The organism is Erythrobacter sanguineus (genome assembly GCF_900143235.1).
Lineage (GTDB): Bacteria > Pseudomonadota > Alphaproteobacteria > Sphingomonadales > Sphingomonadaceae > Erythrobacter > Erythrobacter sanguineus.
On sequence record NZ_FRDF01000001.1, the window covers coordinates 18,664 to 36,328 of the forward strand.

Sequence of the window (17,665 nt, forward strand, 5' to 3'; positions counted from 1 at the left end):
GAAAGTTAAATTATTAAAAAACAGATGATTGCCAATTTTTCCCGCGATTTCCCGTAAAAATCCCTTCCATCCCGCTTGCTTCCCCGATAATACCGCAATCCATCAAACATGCCTGTTTGCAACGTGTTCGGCTGGTGGAGCCGGCGCGCCGCTGGCGCTCGTGCGCTTGCGGTGACGGGGAAGGCATGTCGGGGGATGGCGTCGGTCTCGCGCAGAGCTGGCCGCGCTGGGGCAAGGAGGGGATCGGCCAGGTGTCGGGTTTTGGAGGATATAGTGGCCAAGCCTACTCGCCCGCTGGCGACAAGGGCCGCTTTGTCCTGCCTTCTGCCTTGCGCAAGGCGGTGAAGGAAAGCTCCGAAGGCAACCGCATCCTGTGCCTTGCCGCGCATGACCGCTTTGATTGCCTTGTCGGCTTCGGCCTGTCGCGCAAGGCGCAGCTTCACGCCCAGCTCGACCGCGAGGAAGAGCGCGCGATCCGCCTTGGCCTCAACGAATTCGACCGCGAAGTGCGCGCCCAGCAATTGTTCGGCTTTGAGCAGATGCCGTTCGACGATTCGGGACGCTTCGTCATGCCTGAACACCTGCGCGATCTCGGCAAGGTTGGCGAAGGCTTGTATTTTCAGGGTGCGGGCGATTTCTTCTTCGTCTGGAACCCGGAAGAACTGATGCGGATGGGCCCGGAATGGAAGGGCGCGCAGGCCAGCTGTGCCAAGCTGGTCGCCGCCGCAAACAAAGGGGCGGCGTGATGCAGGATGCGCCCCATATCCCGGTGTTGCTGGATGAAGTCATCGCCGCCATCGCCCCGCGCCCCGGCATGATCATCATCGATGCCACCTTCGGCGCGGGCGGTTATACCGCTGCGCTGCTTGAAGCGGGCGCGAGCGTTCACGCCTTTGACCGCGATCCCGATGCGATTGCGGCCGGGCAGGCCATGGTGGCGCGTTTCGATGGCCGCCTTGCGCTCCACCCGGCGCGTTTTTCGCAGATGCGCGACGAACTGGCCGCGTTCGGCATTACGCAGGTCGATGCGGTGGTGATGGATATCGGGGTTTCCTCGATGCAGCTTGACCAAGGTGAGCGGGGCTTTGCCTTCATGCATGACGGCCCGCTCGACATGCGGATGAGCCAGTCGGGTGAAAGCGCCGCCGATTTCCTCAACACCGCCGAAGAAGAAGCGATTGCCAACGTGCTGTACCGCTATGGCGAGGAACGCCAGTCGCGCCGTGTCGCCCGCGCCATCATCGCCGCGCGTCCGCTGGTGACCACGGGGGAACTCGCCCGCGTGGTGCGCCGCGCATTGGGCTATAAACCGCACGACAAGAAAGACCCGGCCACCCGCACCTTTCAGGCGGTGCGCATCCATGTGAACGACGAGTTGGGCGAACTTGAAGCCGGGCTGGCCGCCGCCGAGGCGCTGCTGGCTCCTGAGGGCGTGCTGGCGGTGGTCAGTTTCCACAGCCTTGAAGACCGCATCGTCAAGCATTTCCTGCGCGAAGCCTCGGGCGCGGGGCGCTCTGTATCGCGCCACCTGCCGGGCGAAATCCCCGGTCCGCCGCCGACCTTCACCCGGGTCTCGAAGGGTGTTCGCCCGTCCGAGGCCGAGACGCTGCGCAACCCGCGCGCGCGGTCTTCCACCCTGCGTCATGCGATCCGCACCGGCGCCCCGACAAGGAGCATGGCGGCATGATTACCGGCATTCAGGCGCGTTCGCTGGGGTGGATGGCGGTGCTGGCGGTGTGCCTTGCGCTGGTGACGATCCTCAGTTTCAAGGTTCACGCGGTGAAAAGCCAGGTGCTGCTGGCCGAACGTCAGATCCTCGCGCTTGAGCGCGAGACGCTATTGCTTGAAACAGAATTCGAAACCCGTGGCAGCCAGCGCCAGCTGGCTGCGTGGAACGCGGTCGAATTCGGCTATCAGGCTCCGCGCGCCGATCAGTTCCTTGATGGGGAACGCCAGCTTGCCAGCCTCGGCCAGCGTCGTGCCCCCGATGCGCCCGCGCCGATCCGCCTGGCCCGCGCCGATATTGCCGCGGACGGCGACAGCCCACGCGCCGATGCCGGGCCGATGCGCTCGCCGCTTTCAGGCGTGCCGGTCACGCTCGCTTCGGCCGTCAGCGAGCAGGATGCAGGGCAAGTCTTCACCGAAGCCTTTGGCGATTTTCTGATTGAAGCTTCGCCGATCCGCACCGCGCAGGCCCAGACCATGAGCGCCAAGGCGGTCAGCGCCAAGGCTATGGGCGAATGAGCATGATGGCTGCCGCTGCGGCCGTCCCCTCCATCCCTGCCACCTCCATCCCTGCTGGGCGGGTCCAGCGCATCAACCTGCGCGCGCAGATGTTGTGGACCGCCCGTTTCCGGGTGCTGTGGATTGCGCTCGGCTTTGTGCTGCTGATCCTCATCGCGCTGGTCCGGATCGCCTCGCTCGGGCTGGTCGGCAACGCGCCCGAACGCACCAGCCTTGCCGACGCCCTACTGCCTCCGCGCGGGGAGATCACCGATCGCAACGGCGTGCCGCTAGCGCGGGCCTTTCCGGCCTATGCGCTGTGGTTCGATCCCTCCGCGATGGGCGACAAGGGCTCGCCGCTGGTGCGTTCGCCCGAGAATGTGGCGCGCGATTTGAAGGCGATTTTCCCCGATATCGACGAAACCCGCATGGCGGCCCGCCTTGCCTCGGGCCGAGCGGGCTACCTGCGCCGCCGCATCCTGCCTGAAGAGGCCAACAAGGTGTTCGCCCTGGGCGAGGTTGCGCTGGAAATCCCGCGCGAGACCGACCGCCACTATCCGCAAGGCACGCTGGCCGCCCATGCGCTGGGCTATGTGGTCGAGGACGAGGGCGGCAAGCTGGGCATGGAACAGGTGCTCGATGCGCGGCTGTCCGACCCCGATCTGCGCGGTGAGCCAGTGGCGCTCTCGCTCGATGTGCGGGTGCAGGGCGCGCTTGAGGATGAATTGCGCCGCGGGATGCTGGAAACCAACGCCATCGGCGCGGCTGGCATTGTGCTCGATGTCGATAGCGGCGAAGTGATGGCGATGGCCAGCCTGCCCGAATTCGATCCCAATGTCGCAGGCGCGAGCGGTGCGAAGAACGTCTTCAACCGCGTCACCAACGGGGTCTATGAACTCGGATCGACCTTCAAACCGCTGAGCGTGGCGGCGGCGATGGATGCAGGCGTGGTGCGCGATCTGGGCCGGGCGTGGAACGCCGAACCGGTGCAGATCGGGCGCGCCACGATCAAGGATCTGAAGCCCAAGGGGGCCACGCTCAACGTGCCGCAGGCGCTGGTCTATTCCTCCAACACCGTCACCGCGCGGGTGGCCGACGAACTCGGCCCGGAACGTCTGCGCCGCGCCATGATTGATCTGGGCATGGATGCCCGCCCCTTCATCGAATTGCCCGCGCGCGGCAAGCCGCTGTTTCCACGTGGCAATTGGAGCCGCATCACCAACATGACGGTAAGCTACGGCCACGGTCTTGCGGTTACCCCGCTGCATCTCGCCAGCGCCTATGCGGCGATGGTCAATGGCGGGATCTGGCGTCCGGCCACCTTGATGAAGCTTGAACCGGCCGATGTTCCGCGCGGGCGGCGGGTGTTCAAGGAATCGACCTCGTCGCGGATGCGCCAGATGCTGCGGATGATCTCGCTCTACGGCACCGGGCGCAGCGCCGATGCCCCCGGCTACCGCGTCGGCGGCAAGACCGGGTCGGCCGAAAAGAACGCGGGCGGCGTGTACAAGAAGACCACGCTAGTGTCGTCCTTTGCCGCTGCCTTCCCGCTTGATGCGCCGCGCTATGTTGTGGTTATCGTGGTGGACGAACCCAAGGGCACGGTTGCCAGTTCCTATCAGCGCACCGCCGCATTTACCGCCGCGCCGGTGGTGGGCCGGCTGGTGCCGCGCATCGGCCCGATGCTGGGCATCCACCCCGACGAACGCCGCGATGTCGACATTTCCGACCTGCGCTACCTGGTGGACAAGCACTGATGCGGCTCGCCGATCTGCTGGAGCGTGCGGGCCTTGCGATTGAGGGGGCTGGCGAGGTTGCGGTGACCGGCTTTGCGATCGATCACCGCAAGGTCGCCCCCGGCACGGTGTTCGGCGCGTTCAGGGGCGCAAGGTTCAACGGCGAGGACTTTATTGCCGCGGCTGTGGATGCAGGGGCTGTCGCGGTGGTGGCGCGGCCCGAGGCGAGGGTCGAAGGCGCACTGCATATCGCCGATGCCGAGCCCCGTCAGGCCTTCGCAAGGGCGGCGGCCGGGTTCTTCAGCCCTGTCCCGCCGATCATCGTCGCGGTCACCGGCACCAATGGCAAGACCTCGACCGTCGAGATGACCCGCCAGATCTGGCGCATGGGCGGCGAGCGTGCGGCCAGCATCGGCACGCTTGGCGTGACCACGCCCGATGGCAGCGTTTCGACCGGGCTCACCACGCCCGATATCGTGACCTTTCTGGCCAATATGAGCGGGCTGGCGCGCGAGGGCGTGACGCATGTCGCCTATGAGGCTTCCAGCCATGGCCTGTCGCAATATCGCAATGAAGGGCTGAAGGTCGCGGCCAGCGCCTTCACCAATTTCAGCCGCGATCACCTCGACTATCACGGCACGATGGAGGCCTATTTCGCGGCCAAGATGCGGCTGTTCACCGAAGTGGTGGCGCCCGGCAGCCCGGCGGTGATCTGGGACGGGGGCGACGGGTCGCAATGGACAGCGCGCGCCATCGCCGAGGCCGATGCGCGCGGATTGAAGGTGCTGACCGTAGGCGAAGGCGGCAGCTTCCTGCGTCTCGCCGCGCGCGAGCCGGGCCAGCTCGGCCAGACCTTGACGATCGAATATGACGGGCAGGTTCGCAAGGTGAACCTGCCGCTGATCGGGGCCTATCAGGCCGCCAATGCACTGGTTGCGGCAGGCCTTGCGATGGTAACGGGGGTGGGGACAGGCGCGGTGTTCGATGCGCTCACCCGGCTCCAGCCGGTGCGCGGGCGGCTCGAACGCGCGGCGATCAATCCGACCGGAGCGCCCGCCTATGTCGATTATGCCCACACGCCTGACGCGCTGGAGGCCGCGATTGCCGCCTTGCGCCCGCATGTGGCGGCAGGTGGCCGGCTGATCGCGGTTTTCGGCGCGGGCGGGGACCGCGACACCGGCAAGCGGTCGCAGATGGGCGAAGTCGCAGCGCGCGCTGCCGATATCGTCATCATCACGGATGACAACCCGCGCAGTGAGGATCCGGCTGCCATCCGCGCCGCGATCCTTGCCGGCGCAGGCGGGAAGGCGCGTGAAATCGGCGACCGGCGCAAAGCCATCGCCGCTGCCATTGCCGAAGCGGGCACAAGGGATATCGTGCTGATCGCCGGCAAGGGCCACGAACAGGGCCAGATTTCTGGCGCAGGAGACACCATGCGGATCGAAGCTTTCGATGACGTCGAAGTGGCGCGTCAATGCGCCGGGAGCACCCCTTCATGAACGCCCCGAACCCCTTCATGCACCCTTTGCTGCGCGCATGGCCCGTCACCGCGCGCGACAGCTTGCCGCTGGCGCTGTGGAGCGCGGCTGCGATCTCTGCGGCGTGCCAAGGTACGGCCAGCCATGATTTCCAGGCCTCCGGCATCGAGATGGATTCGCGCGATGTGAAGCCCGGCGATGTCTTCATCGCATTGCAGGGCGAGGCGATGGATGGTCACAAGTTCATCGCCCAGGCCTTTGAAAAGGGGGCGGTTGCCGCGATTGTCGATCGCCCGGTCGATTACCCGCACGTGTTGGTCGCCGATACCACGCAGGCGCTGCACGACCTTGCCCATGCGGCGCGCGACCGGTCTGAGGCGGTGCGCATCGGGATCACCGGATCGGTCGGCAAGACCGGCGTGAAAGAGGCGATCTTTGCCTGTCTTGACCGTGCCAGCCGCGGCGCGGCGCATCGTTCGGTGCGCAGCTACAACAACCATGTCGGCGTGCCGCTGAGCCTTGCACGGATGCCGGCGCGGGCGAAGTTCGGCGTGTTCGAGATGGGGATGAACCATCAGGGCGAAATCGCCCCGCTCAGCCAGCATGCGCGCCCGCATGTCGCGCTGATCACCACCATCGCGCCCGCGCATATCGAGAACCTCGGCAGCCTTGAGGCGATTGCGGATGAAAAGGCGCGGATCTTCACGGGCCTCGTGCCGGGCGGCACCGCGATCATACCCGCCGACAGCGAATGGGCCGAGCGGTTGATCGGCCATGCGCAGGATTGCGGCGCAAGGATCGTCACTTTCGGGCGCAGCGCGGGCGCCGATGTGCGGCTGCTTGATGCGATCCCGGCGGCAGATGGCGGGGCGCTGGTCACCGCCGATCTCGGCGATCGGCGCATCTGCTACCATGTCGCCGAGCCGGGTGAGCACTGGATCGTCAATTCGCTGGGCGTGATGGCAGCGGTGCGCGCGGCAGGTGGCGATCTGGCCAGCGCCGGACTGGCGCTTGCCGAAATGGGCGGGCTCAAGGGCCGCGGCGCGCGCCACCGGATTGCGGTGGCAGGTGGTGAGGCCTTGCTGATCGATGAAAGCTACAACGCCAACCCTGCATCAATGCGCGCCACGCTGAAGGCGCTGGCCGCGACCAGTGCGATCCGCCGCATCGCGGTGCTGGGCAGCATGAAGGAACTGGGCGATTTTTCCGATGCCTTCCACCGCCAGCTGGTCGAACCGCTCGCCGAGGCAGGGGTGAGCTATGCGATTCTGGTCGGCGCGGAGATGGAAGCGCTGGCCGAGGAACTGGGGAAAGCGTCGGGCAATCCGCTTGGCAAGGCCATCACCTTCGCGCATTGCGGAACACCTGCCGAAGCCATCGCATTGCTCGGGCAATTCGGTCTTGCCATGGGGGATGCGGTGCTGGTCAAAGGCTCCAATTCGGTCGGTCTGGGCAGGCTGGTGTCACATTTTACTGAAAACGGTCCTGCCGCAGCGGGAGGCTGAGGCCGGAGCGAGGAACGACTGAATGCTCTATCTGCTTGCCGAATGGCTGGGCTTCGAGGGCGCCCTCAATCTGGTTCGCTACCAGACCTTCCGTGCGGGCGCGACGCTGATGACGGCGCTCGTCATCGGCCTTCTGATCGGGCCGCGCTTCATCAACCTGTTGCGCGTGCGGCAGGGCAAGGGCCAGCCGATACGCGAGGACGGGCCGCAATCGCACTTTGCCAAACGCGGCACGCCGACCATGGGCGGGTTGATGATCCTGACCGCGCTGACACTGTCGCTGCTGTTGTGGATGGACCTGTCGAGCCCCTTCGTCTGGGCTTGCCTTGCGGTGACAATCGGATTTGGTTTCATCGGTTTCCTTGATGATTATGACAAGGTTTCGAAGAACAGCCATGCAGGCGTTCCGGGCCGGGTGCGGCTCGCGCTGGAGTTCGTGGTGGCGGGCATCGCCGCGTGGCTGATCGTCAGCCAGATCAACACCAATCTCTATCTCCCCTTCCTGTCGGGTGTCAGCATCCCGCTGGGGCCGTTCTATTATGTCTTTGCCGCCTTCGTGATCGTGGGCGCGGGCAATGCGGTGAACCTGACCGACGGGCTTGATGGGCTTGCGATCATGCCGGTGATCATTGCGGCGGGCACGTTTGCAATCATCGCCTATCTGGTGGGGCGCGCGGATTTCAGCGAATATCTCGGCATTCCGCATGTCCGCGGGGCGGGGGAACTGGCGATCTTCTGCGGAGCGATCATGGGGGCAGGGCTGGCCTTCCTGTGGTTCAACGCGCCGCCTGCCGCTGTGTTCATGGGCGATACCGGGTCGCTGGCGCTGGGCGGTGCACTGGGTGCGATTGCGGTCGCGAGCCATCACGAAGTCGTGCTGGCGATTGTCGGTGGATTGTTCGTGCTGGAAGCGGTCAGCGTGATCGTGCAGGTGTTCTGGTTCAAGCGGACGGGCAGGCGGGTGTTCCGCATGGCCCCGATCCACCACCATTTCGAACAGCTCGGCTGGAGCGAGAGCAAGGTCGTGATCCGGTTCTGGATCATCGCCATGGTGCTGGCGCTGATCGGCCTTGCCACGCTGAAGCTGAGGTAGGCTTTAGCGGATGATTACCTCCTCCGCCTTTGCCGGGAAACTCTTTGCGGTGCTGGGGCTGGCCCGTTCGGGCGCGGCTGCGGCTGAGGCGCTGCTGGCAAGCGGGGCGGAAGTGATCGCGTGGGATCGGCAGGATGTCGCGCGCGCGCCGTTCGAAGGGCGGTGCCGCCTGATCGACCCACTGGAGCTTGATCTGACGGGATTTGCCGGTGTCGTCGTCTCCCCCGGCGTGCCGCTCAACACCCATCCCATCGCACCGCACACATGGCAATATGGCCTGCCGATGATCGGCGATATCGAGCTGTTCGCCATGGCCCGCGCCGATCTGCCTGCGCACCGGGTGGTCGGGATTACCGGCACCAACGGGAAATCGACCACCACCGCGCTGGTGCATCACATCCTCCAGACTGCGGGCGTGCCGAGCGTGATGGGCGGCAATATCGGCGATCCGATCCTTGCGCAGGAGCCTTTGCCCGAAGGGGGCGTTTATGTGCTCGAACTGTCGAGCTTCCAGATCGATCTCACCTTCACGCTCGATTGCGACATTGCGGCGCTGACCAATATTACCGCTGACCACCTTGATCGCTATGCCAGCTTTGATGCCTATGCCGCCGCCAAGACGCGGTTGTTCGCGATGCAGCAAAACGGGCTGGCGCTGATCTGCGACGAGGACGCGCCGACCCGCACCATCGCCGCGCGGCTGGAAGACGAGGGCAGGCCTGTGGCGCGGGTAAGGACTGCTGATCTCGCCGGGGCAGGGCTGGCCGATGGGCGATCGCCCTCGCTTGCCGGGCCGCATAATGCCCAGAATGCTGCGGTTGCGGCGGCAATCTGCCGCCAACTCGGGCTTTCCGATGATCAGATCGCACGCGGGCTTGCGAGCTATCCCGGTCTGCCGCACCGGATGGAACGCATCTGCGAGGCGGCCGGGGTTATCTATATCAATGACAGCAAGGCCACCAACACCGCCTCTGCAGCCCCTGCGCTGGCCGCCTTTCCGCCTGATCCGGCAATCAATCACGGCGCAGCGCGCATCCACTGGATCTGCGGCGGGCTGCCCAAGGAGGAAGGCCTGGGTGCCTGCGCGGATCACCTCGGCAATGTTGCGGCTGCCTATACCGTGGGCGAGGCCGGTCCGATGTTTGCCGATCTGCTCGAAGGGCAGGTGCGCACCGAACGCTGCGAATTGATCAGCGAGGCGGTGCGCCGTGCGCGCGATGCGGCCCGCCCGGGTGATATCGTGCTGCTTTCACCGGCCTGCGCCAGCTACGACCAGTTCCGCGATTACGAAAAGCGCGGCACCCATTTCCGCCAGATGGTCGGCGCAATGACCGGCTGTGACACTGACGTGACTGGCCGGAGCATCCTGCCATGAGCTCGGTCTGGACCCCTGCGCGCGCTGCTTCGGGCACCTATCTCCCGCCTGCGACAATCCAGCGCCGCTGGCAGGACAGCGTGCGGATCTGGTGGCGCGAGATCGACAAGGTGTTGTTGGGGCTGATCGTGCTGCTGATGGCGATAGGGATGCTGGCTGTCGCGGCCGCATCACCCGCCAGCGCTGATCAGCTTTCCACGACCAAGGTCCAGCTTGATGAATTCATGTTCTTCAAGCGGCATATCGTGTTTCAGGTGATGGGCCTTGCCGTGATGGTGGGGATTTCGTTCCTGTCGCGCGATTCTGCCCGGCGGCTGGGCATTCTGGTGGGCGCGATCATGCTGGCGCTATTGTTCGTGGTGCCGATCATCGGCGAGGAGAAGAACGGCGCGCGGCGCTGGATCAATGTCGGCACGTCGTTGCAGCCGTCCGAATTCCTGAAACCTGGCTTCGCGATCATCTGCGCCTGGGTGCTGAGCTGGAAGCTGCGCGATTCCAACCTCCCGGTGATTGCTTTGGTCACCGGCCTGATGGCGTTGGTGGCGGGGTTGTTGATGCTTCAGCCGAACCTTGGCGATGCGATCCTGTTCGGCGGGATCTGGCTGGTGATGGTGTTGCTAGCGGGCATGGCGTGGCAGCGCATCGCGGGGCTGGCGGCGGCGGGGGGCGCGGCGCTGGCGCTGGCTTACATGTTCTATGACAATGCCCGCCACCGGATCGACAGCTTTCTGGGCGGCGGCACCGCCTTCGATCAGGTCGATCTCGCCCAGCGCACCCTGCTTGCGGGCGGGTGGACTGGCAGCGGGCTGTGGCTCGGCATCCGCAAGATGAACCTGCCCGAGGCGCACACGGATTACATCTTCTCGGTCATCGGTGAGGAATTCGGCCTGATGGTCTGCGCGCTGATCGTGGTGCTTTACGGCGCGGTGGTGATCCGCGCCTTGATGCGGATGGTGGGCGAAGACAATCTGTTCGCGCTGTTGGCGGGCGTCGGTCTAATCACCCAGTTCGGCGGGCAGGCCTTCATCAACATCCTCGTCAACCTCAAGCTGTTCCCGTCCAAGGGGATGACCTTGCCGTTGATCTCCTATGGCGGATCATCGACACTGGCGGTGTGCTTCACGCTTGGGCTATTGCTGGCGATCACGCGGCGTAATCCGTTCCTCGCCCGCGAGGCGGGGGGATTGCGCGACCTGATCGAACGCAAGGAGGAACGCCCATGACCAGCGAGACCCGCACCGGCGCCTCGCGCCATTATGTGCTGGCCGCAGGCGGCACCGGCGGTCACCTGATCCCGGCCTTTGCGCTGGCGGTAGAACTGCATGCACGCGGGCATCATGTGGCGCTGATCACAGATGATCGCGGCGCCAATATTCCGGGCAAGCCCGATTTTCTCACCGCCCATGTCCTGCCCGCCGGACGGTTCGGCAAGAACCCGCTCGGCTGGCCCAAAGGGATGGCCGCCGTCGTGGAAGGGCGGCGCATGGCGCTGCGCCTGTTCGACGCGTTCGAGCCCAGCGCCATCATCGGCTTTGGCGGCTATCCCGCGTTGCCCGCGTTGCTGGCGGCGACATCTGCGGGCTTGCCCAGCGTGATCCATGAACAGAACGCGGTGCTGGGCCGGGTCAACCGGCTGCTCAGCGGAAGGGTTGATGCGATTGCGACCTCCTATGCCAAGGTTGACCGGCTGAAACCCAGGCACGCGGCCAAGCTGCATCTTACCGGCAATCCCGTGCGGCCCGAGGTTCTGACCCTGCGCGAACAGGATTTCCCCGCCTTTACCGAGGAAGGCCTGCTGCGCGTGCTGGTAACCGGCGGCAGTCAGGGCGCGCGGGTGTTGTCGGAAGTTGTCCCGGATGGTCTCGCCATGCTGCCGCCCGCACTGCGCCAGCGGTTGCAGGTGACCCAGCAATGCCGCGCCGAAGATCTGGATTCCGTGCGTCAGCGCTATGCCGAACATGATATTCCGGCCGAACTCGGCACCTATTTTGAAGACATGCACGAACGGCTGGCGGACGCGCACCTGTTCATCGGGCGCGCAGGCGCTTCGACCATTGCCGAACTGACCGCTGTTGGCCGTCCGGCAATCCTGATCCCGCTGCCGATTGCGACCGACGATCATCAGGCGGTCAACACGCGCGAGATGGTCAAGGCGGGCGGCGCGCGGATGATCCGGCAGGACGCGTTCCAGCCCAAGGAACTCGCCAAGCAGATCCAGGCAATGGCGATGAACCCGGGCAGCCTTGCCAATGCCGCGCATTGCGCCTTCAATTGCGGACGGCCCGATGCGGCGAAGGATCTGGCCGATCTGGTCGAGAGCATGAGCGGGATCGATCTGATGGACGTGATCCGCGTGGGCGAGGCAAGCCCGCGCGTCGCCCAGACCGCTGCTCGTCCGCAAACCTCGACCCGCAAGGCTGCCCGCGGCATGGTTGCCGAGGATCAGGTGGGCGCATGAAAGGTGTCGGCACCGATATCGGCACGATCCACTTCGTCGGCATCGGCGGGATCGGCATGTCCGGCATTGCCGAGGTGATGCGCAATCTCGGCTACACGGTGCAAGGGTCCGACATCGCCGAAAGTCCGAGCGTCGAACGCCTGCGCGCGCGCGGGATCACGGTGCATATCGGCCACGCGCGCGAGAATGTCGAAGGCACCGCCGTGGTCGTCACCTCCACCGCCGTGCGCCGCACCAATCCCGAAGTCGCCGCCGCCTTGGAGGCCCGCATTCCCGTGGTGCGCCGGGCCGAGATGCTGGCCGAACTGATGCGGCTCAAATCCACCGTCGCGGTGGCAGGCACCCATGGCAAGACCACCACCACCAGCATGATCGCGACGCTGCTCGATGCCGGCGGGATTGATCCCACCGTCATCAATGGCGGGATCATCGAACAATATGGCTCGAACGCGCGGCTGGGCGATTCCGACTGGATGGTGGTCGAAGCAGACGAAAGCGACGGCAGCTTCCTGAGGCTCGACGGCACCATCGCGGTGGTCACCAATATTGATCCCGAACACCTCGATCACTACGGCGATTTCGACGGGGTGAAGAAAGCGTTCGTGGAATTCATCCACAACGTCCCGTTCTACGGCGCGGCGATATTGTGCATCGATCACGCGGAAGTGCAGGCCGTGATCTGCCAGGTGCGTGATCGCAAGGTGGTGACCTACGGCTTCTCGTTGCAGGCCGATATCTGCGGGGTCAACGTCCGCAGCGGCGAAGGCGGCAACACCTTCGATGTGATCGTGCGCCAGCGGGGACTTGAAGATCGCCGGATCGAAGGCGTGCACCTGCCGATGCCGGGGCGCCACAATGTCCAGAATGCGCTCGCGGCAATTGCCGTGGCGGTGGAGATGGGTTGCAGCGATGCGGTGATCCGCACCGGCTTTGCGCGCTTTGGCGGTGTGCGGCGGCGCTTCACCAAGGTCGGCACGGTCGCGCTGGATGGGGGTGAGGCAACCATCATTGATGATTACGCCCATCACCCGGTTGAAATCCGCGCCGTGCTTTCAGCGGCGCGCGAGGCGGTCGCCGGGTCGCAGGGCAGGGTGATCGCGGTTGCCCAGCCGCACCGCTATTCACGCCTCAATGATCTGATGGATGCCTTCCAGTCGTGCTTTGACGATGCCGACATCGCCTATGTCGCGCCGGTCTATTCAGCGGGCGAAGATCCGCTGCCGGGCGTTGATCACGCTGCGTTGGTGGCGGGCATGAAGGCGCGCGGGCACCGCGCAGCGCGCGAGATCGCGGGCGCCGAAGCGCTGGCAGAGGTGCTGGCGAGCGAACTGGAAGCGGGCGATATGGTGGTGTGCCTCGGCGCGGGCGATATCACCCGCTGGGCGGCCGGCCTTGGGCAGGCGATTGCCGGGCAACGGGGGGCGTGAAGGCCATGGATCAGCCCGGCGATGGTTACGCATTCGATGATGGCGCGGCCCCGACCTGCGCGGTCGAAGGGGCCGTATCCGCGCCAATCCCGCTTGAAGGCATTCGCGGCAAACTGACCTGCAAGGCGCCGCTTGCGCCCTATACCTGGTTCAAGACCGGCGGCCCGGCCGACTGGCTGTTCGAACCGGCCGATCTGGAAGACCTCAAGGCGTTCCTTGAACGGCTCGGCGGGGAAATCCCGGTGATGGCGCTGGGCCTTGGCTCGAACATGATCGTGCGCGATGGCGGGGTGCCGGGCGTGGTGGTGCGGCTGGGCAAGGCATTTTCGGGCGTCGCAATCACCGGCGAGAACGAAATCACCTGCGGCGGCGGGGCGAGCGGCATTCTGGTCGCCTCGGTCGCGCGCGACAATGGCATTGCGGGGCTGGAATTCCTGCGCGGCATTCCCGGCACGGTCGGCGGGTTCGTGCGGATGAACGGCGGGGCTTACGGGCGCGAGGTGGCCGATGTGCTGATCGACTGCGCTGTGATCCTGCCCGAAGGCGCGCTGGTCACGCTGTCGGCGGCGGAACTGGAATTCAGCTATCGCCATTCCGCCCTGCCCGAAGGGGCTATTGTGGTGTCCGCACGCTTCGTGGGGCATCCCGGTGATCCGGCGGACATCGGCGCGGAAATGGACCGCATCGCCGCCGCGCGCGAAGTCAGCCAGCCGCTGCGCACCAAGACCGGCGGATCGACCTTCAAGAACCCTGAGGGCAAGAAGGCGTGGGAATTGGTGGACGCCGCCGGTTGCCGCGGGCTGACACTGGGCGGGGCGCAGGTTAGCGAGAAACACACCAATTTCCTGATCAACACTGGCACCGCCACCAGCGCCGATATCGAAGGGCTGGGCGAACTGGTGCGCGACAAGGTCTATGCCGCGACCGGCGTCAGCCTCGAATGGGAAATCCAGCGGGTGGGGCGGCCGTGATGCCTATCGACCTTCCGTGCGCTCCGGCGCTAGCAGGAGCCCGGATCGCAGCGCAGGGGAATGGATTCCTGCTTTCGCAGGGGTGCACAGACGGAAAATTCAATGACTGATCGCAAAGCCCTCCACGTCGCGGTCCTGATGGGCGGCTGGGCGAATGAGCGCGCAGTGTCGCTTTCCAGCGGCACAGGCGTAGCCGATGCGCTGGAAAGCAAGGGCCACCGCGTCACCCGGATCGACATGACCCGCGATGTGGCGCTGCGTCTGCATGAGGCCAAGCCCGATGTCGTGTTCAACGCGCTTCACGGCGTTCCGGGAGAGGACGGGACAGTGCAGGGGATGCTCGACCTGATGGGGCTGGCCTATACCCATTCGGGCCTCGCCACCTCGGTGATCGCGATTGACAAGCAACTGACCAAGCAGGCGCTGGTGCCCCACGGTATCCCGATGCCCGGTGGGCGGATTGTGACCCGCGCAGAACTCTACGAACGCGACCCCCTGCCGCGCCCCTATGTGCTGAAGCCGGTTAACGAAGGTTCTTCCGTCGGTGTCGCCATCGTCACCGAGAACGGCAATGTCGGCAACCCGATCAGCCCCGATGCCAAAGGTCCGTGGCAGGAATTTGCCGAACTGCTGGCCGAACCCTTCATCAGGGGCCGCGAACTCACCACCGCCGTAATCGACGGCGCTGATGGCCCGCGCGCGCTCGGGGTCACTGAACTGGTGATCGACAACGGTTTCTACGATTACGAGCACAAATATACCGAAGGCCGCACGCTCCACGTCTTTCCGGCCAAGCTCCCGCCCGAAATTACGGCCTTGTGCGAACAATATGCGGTCAAGGCGCATCAGGTGCTGGGCTGCCACGGCACCAGCCGCACAGACTTCCGCTGGGATGATGAAGCGGGCGAGGCCGGGTTGTTCGTGCTGGAAACCAACACCCAGCCAGGCATGACCCCGCTCAGTCTCGTGCCCGAACAGGCGGCGGCTTGCGGCATTGCCTATGCCGATCTGGTCGAAATGCTGGTGGCAGAGGCGCTCAGGGTTCACGCAGGCAAACAGGCGAAAGGGGGCGCGCATGGCGCAGCAGATCAGGCGTAGCTCCACCACCGGCGTGCGCCGCGCCACCAAGGCGCAGAGCCGCGCGGTTACCGCTCGCAAGGCGCAGGGGCGCGCCAGCGGTTTCATTGACTGGCTGATGGGCCTGCTCCCGTTCACCGAGGAACAGTGGAGCCGCATCTGGCTTGCCATCATCATCGGCGGGGCGGTGGGGCTGGCCTTCATCATCGCCAGCCTTGCAGGCGTGCCGGCCATGGCCGAAGCGCAGGTCGCGCGGATTGCCGCCGACGCCGGGTTCGAAGTGCGCAATGTGCGCGTCACCGGCACCAATCGCATGGACGAACGGCTGGTCTATGCCCGCGTCCTCTCGCAGCGCGAACGGGCCATGCCCGACGTCGATGTCACCGCCCTGCGCGCCGAGCTGATGACCTTGCCCTGGGTCAAGGATGCGCGGGTTTCGATCCAGCTGCCGCACACGCTGGCCATCGATATTGTTGAGCGCACGCCCCATGCCGTGCTGGAAAAGCCCGATCGGCTGGTGCTGATCGATGCCGGCGGGGAGGAGCTGGAAACTGTCGCCCCGGACAAGGCCAAGGGGATGCTGCGGCTTGCCGGGCCGGGTGCCGGCCAGCAGGCCCGGCAGCTTGAAAAGCTGCTCGCCGCCGCGCCGGCCCTGAGCCCGCAGGTCGAAAGCGCCGAATGGGTCGGCAACCGCCGCTGGAACCTGACCTTCCGCACCGCACAATTGCTGGCCTTGCCCGAAGGCGAGATCGAGGCGGCGACCGCGCTGGTCAAGTTCGCCCAGCTCGACGGCCAGAACCGGCTGCTGGGGGGCAAGGTGCTGGCGTTCGACATGCGATCACCCCCGCGGCTTTACATGCGACTGCCCGATGATGGCGGTGCCGCGGCCAAGGCTGCGGCCAGGGCCGGAGGCGCGCTGTAATGGCCTCGCGCGGTGCCGCTCCCCGCCGCTTTGCGCGGACCTTCGGCGCGGTCAATATCGGCTCGTTCCGCATCTCGGCGATGATCATGGGCGAGACCGAGGCTGGTGAGCTGGAGGTGCTGGGGTCCGGCCATCGCAAGAGCGCCGGGATCAAGCGCGGCTATGTTACCGACATGGACGCGGCGAGCCATGCCATCCGCGACGCGGTCGAACGCGCTGAGAAGAGCGCGAACACCAGCGTGCGCAGCGTTTGGATCGCCTGCGCCGGGGCAGGCCTCGCCAGCAATGTCGCCTCGGTCGACATCGAGATCGGCGGGCGGCGGATCGAGGACGAGGATGTCGAGCAGCTGCTGATCGAGGCGCAGGCCATGATCCAGCCCGACGGGCGCACCGTGCTGCACGCCCAGCCTGCGCATTACACGCTCGACGGGGCGCATGGCGTGGCCAATCCGCGCGGGCTCCATGCCGAACGACTGGGCGTGGATATCCATGTCATGCTGGCCGATGGCGCGCCGGTGCGCAATCTGACCGAGGCAGTACAGAACGCGCACCTTTCGGTTGAGGGCGTGGTCGCAGCGCCGCTGGCAGCGGGCCATGCCTGCCTGACGCTCGAAGAGCGCGAACTGGGCGTTGCGCTGGTCGAAATCGGCGCCGACGTTACCAATGTCGCCGTCTTCGCGGGCGGGATGCTGCTGGGCTTGCAGGCGGTGCCGATGGGCTCGGCCGACATCACCGATGCAATCGCCAGCGGTTTCGGGATCCGCCGTTCGCAGGCCGAGCGGCTGAAATGCGTGGCGGGTTCGGCGATTGCCAGCCCGGCCGATCACCGCGAGCTGATCCCGGTCAATGGCCCCAATGATGCCCCCGAAGATGCCGCCACCGGCCCCTTGGCGCGCGGGGCGGATGACAAGAACCGCATCGTTCGGGCTGAACTGGTCTCGGTGGTGACCCAGCAACTCGCGGTGCTTACCGGACAAATCGGCAAGGCTTTGAAGGAAATGGGTTTTTCCGGTTCCAGCGCCGGTCAGGTGGTGCTGACCGGAGGGGGCGCAGAGCTGGCCGGGCTGGCCGATTTCATGCAGGGCGCGCTGGGGCAACCCGTTCGGCTTGGCCGCCCGCCACAGCTTCCCGGAATGCCCGAGGCACACCACGCGCCCGGCTTTGCAACGCTGGCGGGCCTGTGCCTTTATGCGGCCGAAGACCCGGTTGATATCCGCGCCGTTGGCGGCGGGCAGACGGCGCGTTATCGCAGCGCATCGCGCGAAGGCGGGGCGATGGCGCTTGCCACGCGGCTGTTCCGGGCGCTCAAGGAGAATTTCTGACGGGGCAAGGCCTGTGGATAAGGACTCATGCCCTATAAAATGTGGCCGATGATTATGTCACAGAGGTAAGAAGACGGC

General features: G+C 65.6%; 15 protein-coding genes. All 15 read left to right on the forward strand.

Features of this window, described 5'->3' with window-relative positions:
• Positions 1-185: 185 nt before the first annotated feature.
• The 15 genes from BUA05_RS00110 to ftsA all read left to right on the forward strand — a co-directional run bounded on the left by BUA05_RS00110 (position 186) and on the right by ftsA (position 17,587).
• Positions 186-746 (forward strand): division/cell wall cluster transcriptional repressor MraZ, encoded by a 561-nt coding sequence (locus BUA05_RS00110; RefSeq protein WP_245790025.1) that lies wholly within the window; start codon positions 186-188, stop codon positions 744-746.
• The gene (gene rsmH / locus BUA05_RS00115) at positions 746-1,687 is read left to right on the forward strand and encodes a 16S rRNA (cytosine(1402)-N(4))-methyltransferase RsmH (RefSeq protein WP_072672644.1); all 942 of its coding nucleotides are present in this window, start codon (positions 746-748) and stop codon (positions 1,685-1,687) included. Before BUA05_RS00110 ends, rsmH begins: the two co-directional genes overlap by 1 nt.
• Complete coding sequence (locus BUA05_RS00120; RefSeq protein WP_072672645.1) at positions 1,684-2,244, forward strand: hypothetical protein; 561 nt, start codon at positions 1,684-1,686, stop codon at positions 2,242-2,244. The genes rsmH and BUA05_RS00120 overlap by 4 nt, the downstream gene beginning before the upstream one ends.
• 2 nt (positions 2,245-2,246) lie before the next feature.
• Positions 2,247-3,980: a peptidoglycan D,D-transpeptidase FtsI family protein gene (locus BUA05_RS00125; RefSeq protein ID WP_084662377.1), complete on the forward strand. Its 1,734-nt coding sequence runs from the start codon at positions 2,247-2,249 to the stop codon at positions 3,978-3,980.
• Positions 3,980-5,458 (forward strand): UDP-N-acetylmuramoyl-L-alanyl-D-glutamate--2,6-diaminopimelate ligase, encoded by a 1,479-nt coding sequence (locus BUA05_RS00130; protein ID WP_072672647.1) that lies wholly within the window; start codon positions 3,980-3,982, stop codon positions 5,456-5,458. Before BUA05_RS00125 ends, BUA05_RS00130 begins: the two co-directional genes overlap by 1 nt.
• The gene (locus BUA05_RS00135; RefSeq protein ID WP_245790026.1) at positions 5,455-6,942 is read left to right on the forward strand and encodes a UDP-N-acetylmuramoyl-tripeptide--D-alanyl-D-alanine ligase; all 1,488 of its coding nucleotides are present in this window, start codon (positions 5,455-5,457) and stop codon (positions 6,940-6,942) included. Before BUA05_RS00130 ends, BUA05_RS00135 begins: the two co-directional genes overlap by 4 nt.
• 22 nt (positions 6,943-6,964) lie before the next feature.
• Positions 6,965-8,035, forward strand: a complete 1,071-nt coding sequence (gene mraY, locus BUA05_RS00140; protein WP_072672648.1) for a phospho-N-acetylmuramoyl-pentapeptide-transferase — start codon at positions 6,965-6,967, stop codon at positions 8,033-8,035.
• 10 nt (positions 8,036-8,045) lie between these two features.
• Positions 8,046-9,410: a UDP-N-acetylmuramoyl-L-alanine--D-glutamate ligase gene (gene murD / locus BUA05_RS00145; RefSeq protein WP_072672649.1), complete on the forward strand. Its 1,365-nt coding sequence runs from the start codon at positions 8,046-8,048 to the stop codon at positions 9,408-9,410.
• Positions 9,407-10,633: an FtsW/RodA/SpoVE family cell cycle protein gene (locus BUA05_RS00150; protein WP_072672650.1), complete on the forward strand. Its 1,227-nt coding sequence runs from the start codon at positions 9,407-9,409 to the stop codon at positions 10,631-10,633. The genes murD and BUA05_RS00150 overlap by 4 nt, the downstream gene beginning before the upstream one ends.
• The gene (gene murG, locus BUA05_RS00155) at positions 10,630-11,868 is read left to right on the forward strand and encodes an undecaprenyldiphospho-muramoylpentapeptide beta-N-acetylglucosaminyltransferase (protein WP_072672651.1); all 1,239 of its coding nucleotides are present in this window, start codon (positions 10,630-10,632) and stop codon (positions 11,866-11,868) included. Before BUA05_RS00150 ends, murG begins: the two co-directional genes overlap by 4 nt.
• A complete protein-coding gene (gene murC, locus BUA05_RS00160; protein ID WP_072672652.1) occupies positions 11,865-13,295 on the forward strand; it encodes a UDP-N-acetylmuramate--L-alanine ligase in 1,431 nt (476 codons plus the stop codon). Before murG ends, murC begins: the two co-directional genes overlap by 4 nt.
• A gap of 5 nt (positions 13,296-13,300) precedes the next feature.
• Positions 13,301-14,266 (forward strand): UDP-N-acetylmuramate dehydrogenase, encoded by a 966-nt coding sequence (gene murB / locus BUA05_RS00165; RefSeq protein WP_084662378.1) that lies wholly within the window; start codon positions 13,301-13,303, stop codon positions 14,264-14,266.
• 102 nt (positions 14,267-14,368) lie between these two features.
• Positions 14,369-15,364 (forward strand): D-alanine--D-alanine ligase, encoded by a 996-nt coding sequence (locus tag BUA05_RS00170; RefSeq protein ID WP_072672653.1) that lies wholly within the window; start codon positions 14,369-14,371, stop codon positions 15,362-15,364.
• On the forward strand, positions 15,342-16,265 hold the full coding sequence (locus BUA05_RS00175; protein WP_072672654.1) for a cell division protein FtsQ/DivIB: 924 nt from the start codon (positions 15,342-15,344) through the stop codon (positions 16,263-16,265). Before BUA05_RS00170 ends, BUA05_RS00175 begins: the two co-directional genes overlap by 23 nt.
• A complete protein-coding gene (gene ftsA / locus BUA05_RS00180; protein WP_072672655.1) occupies positions 16,265-17,587 on the forward strand; it encodes a cell division protein FtsA in 1,323 nt (440 codons plus the stop codon). The genes BUA05_RS00175 and ftsA overlap by 1 nt, the downstream gene beginning before the upstream one ends.
• Positions 17,588-17,665: the final 78 nt, after the last annotated feature.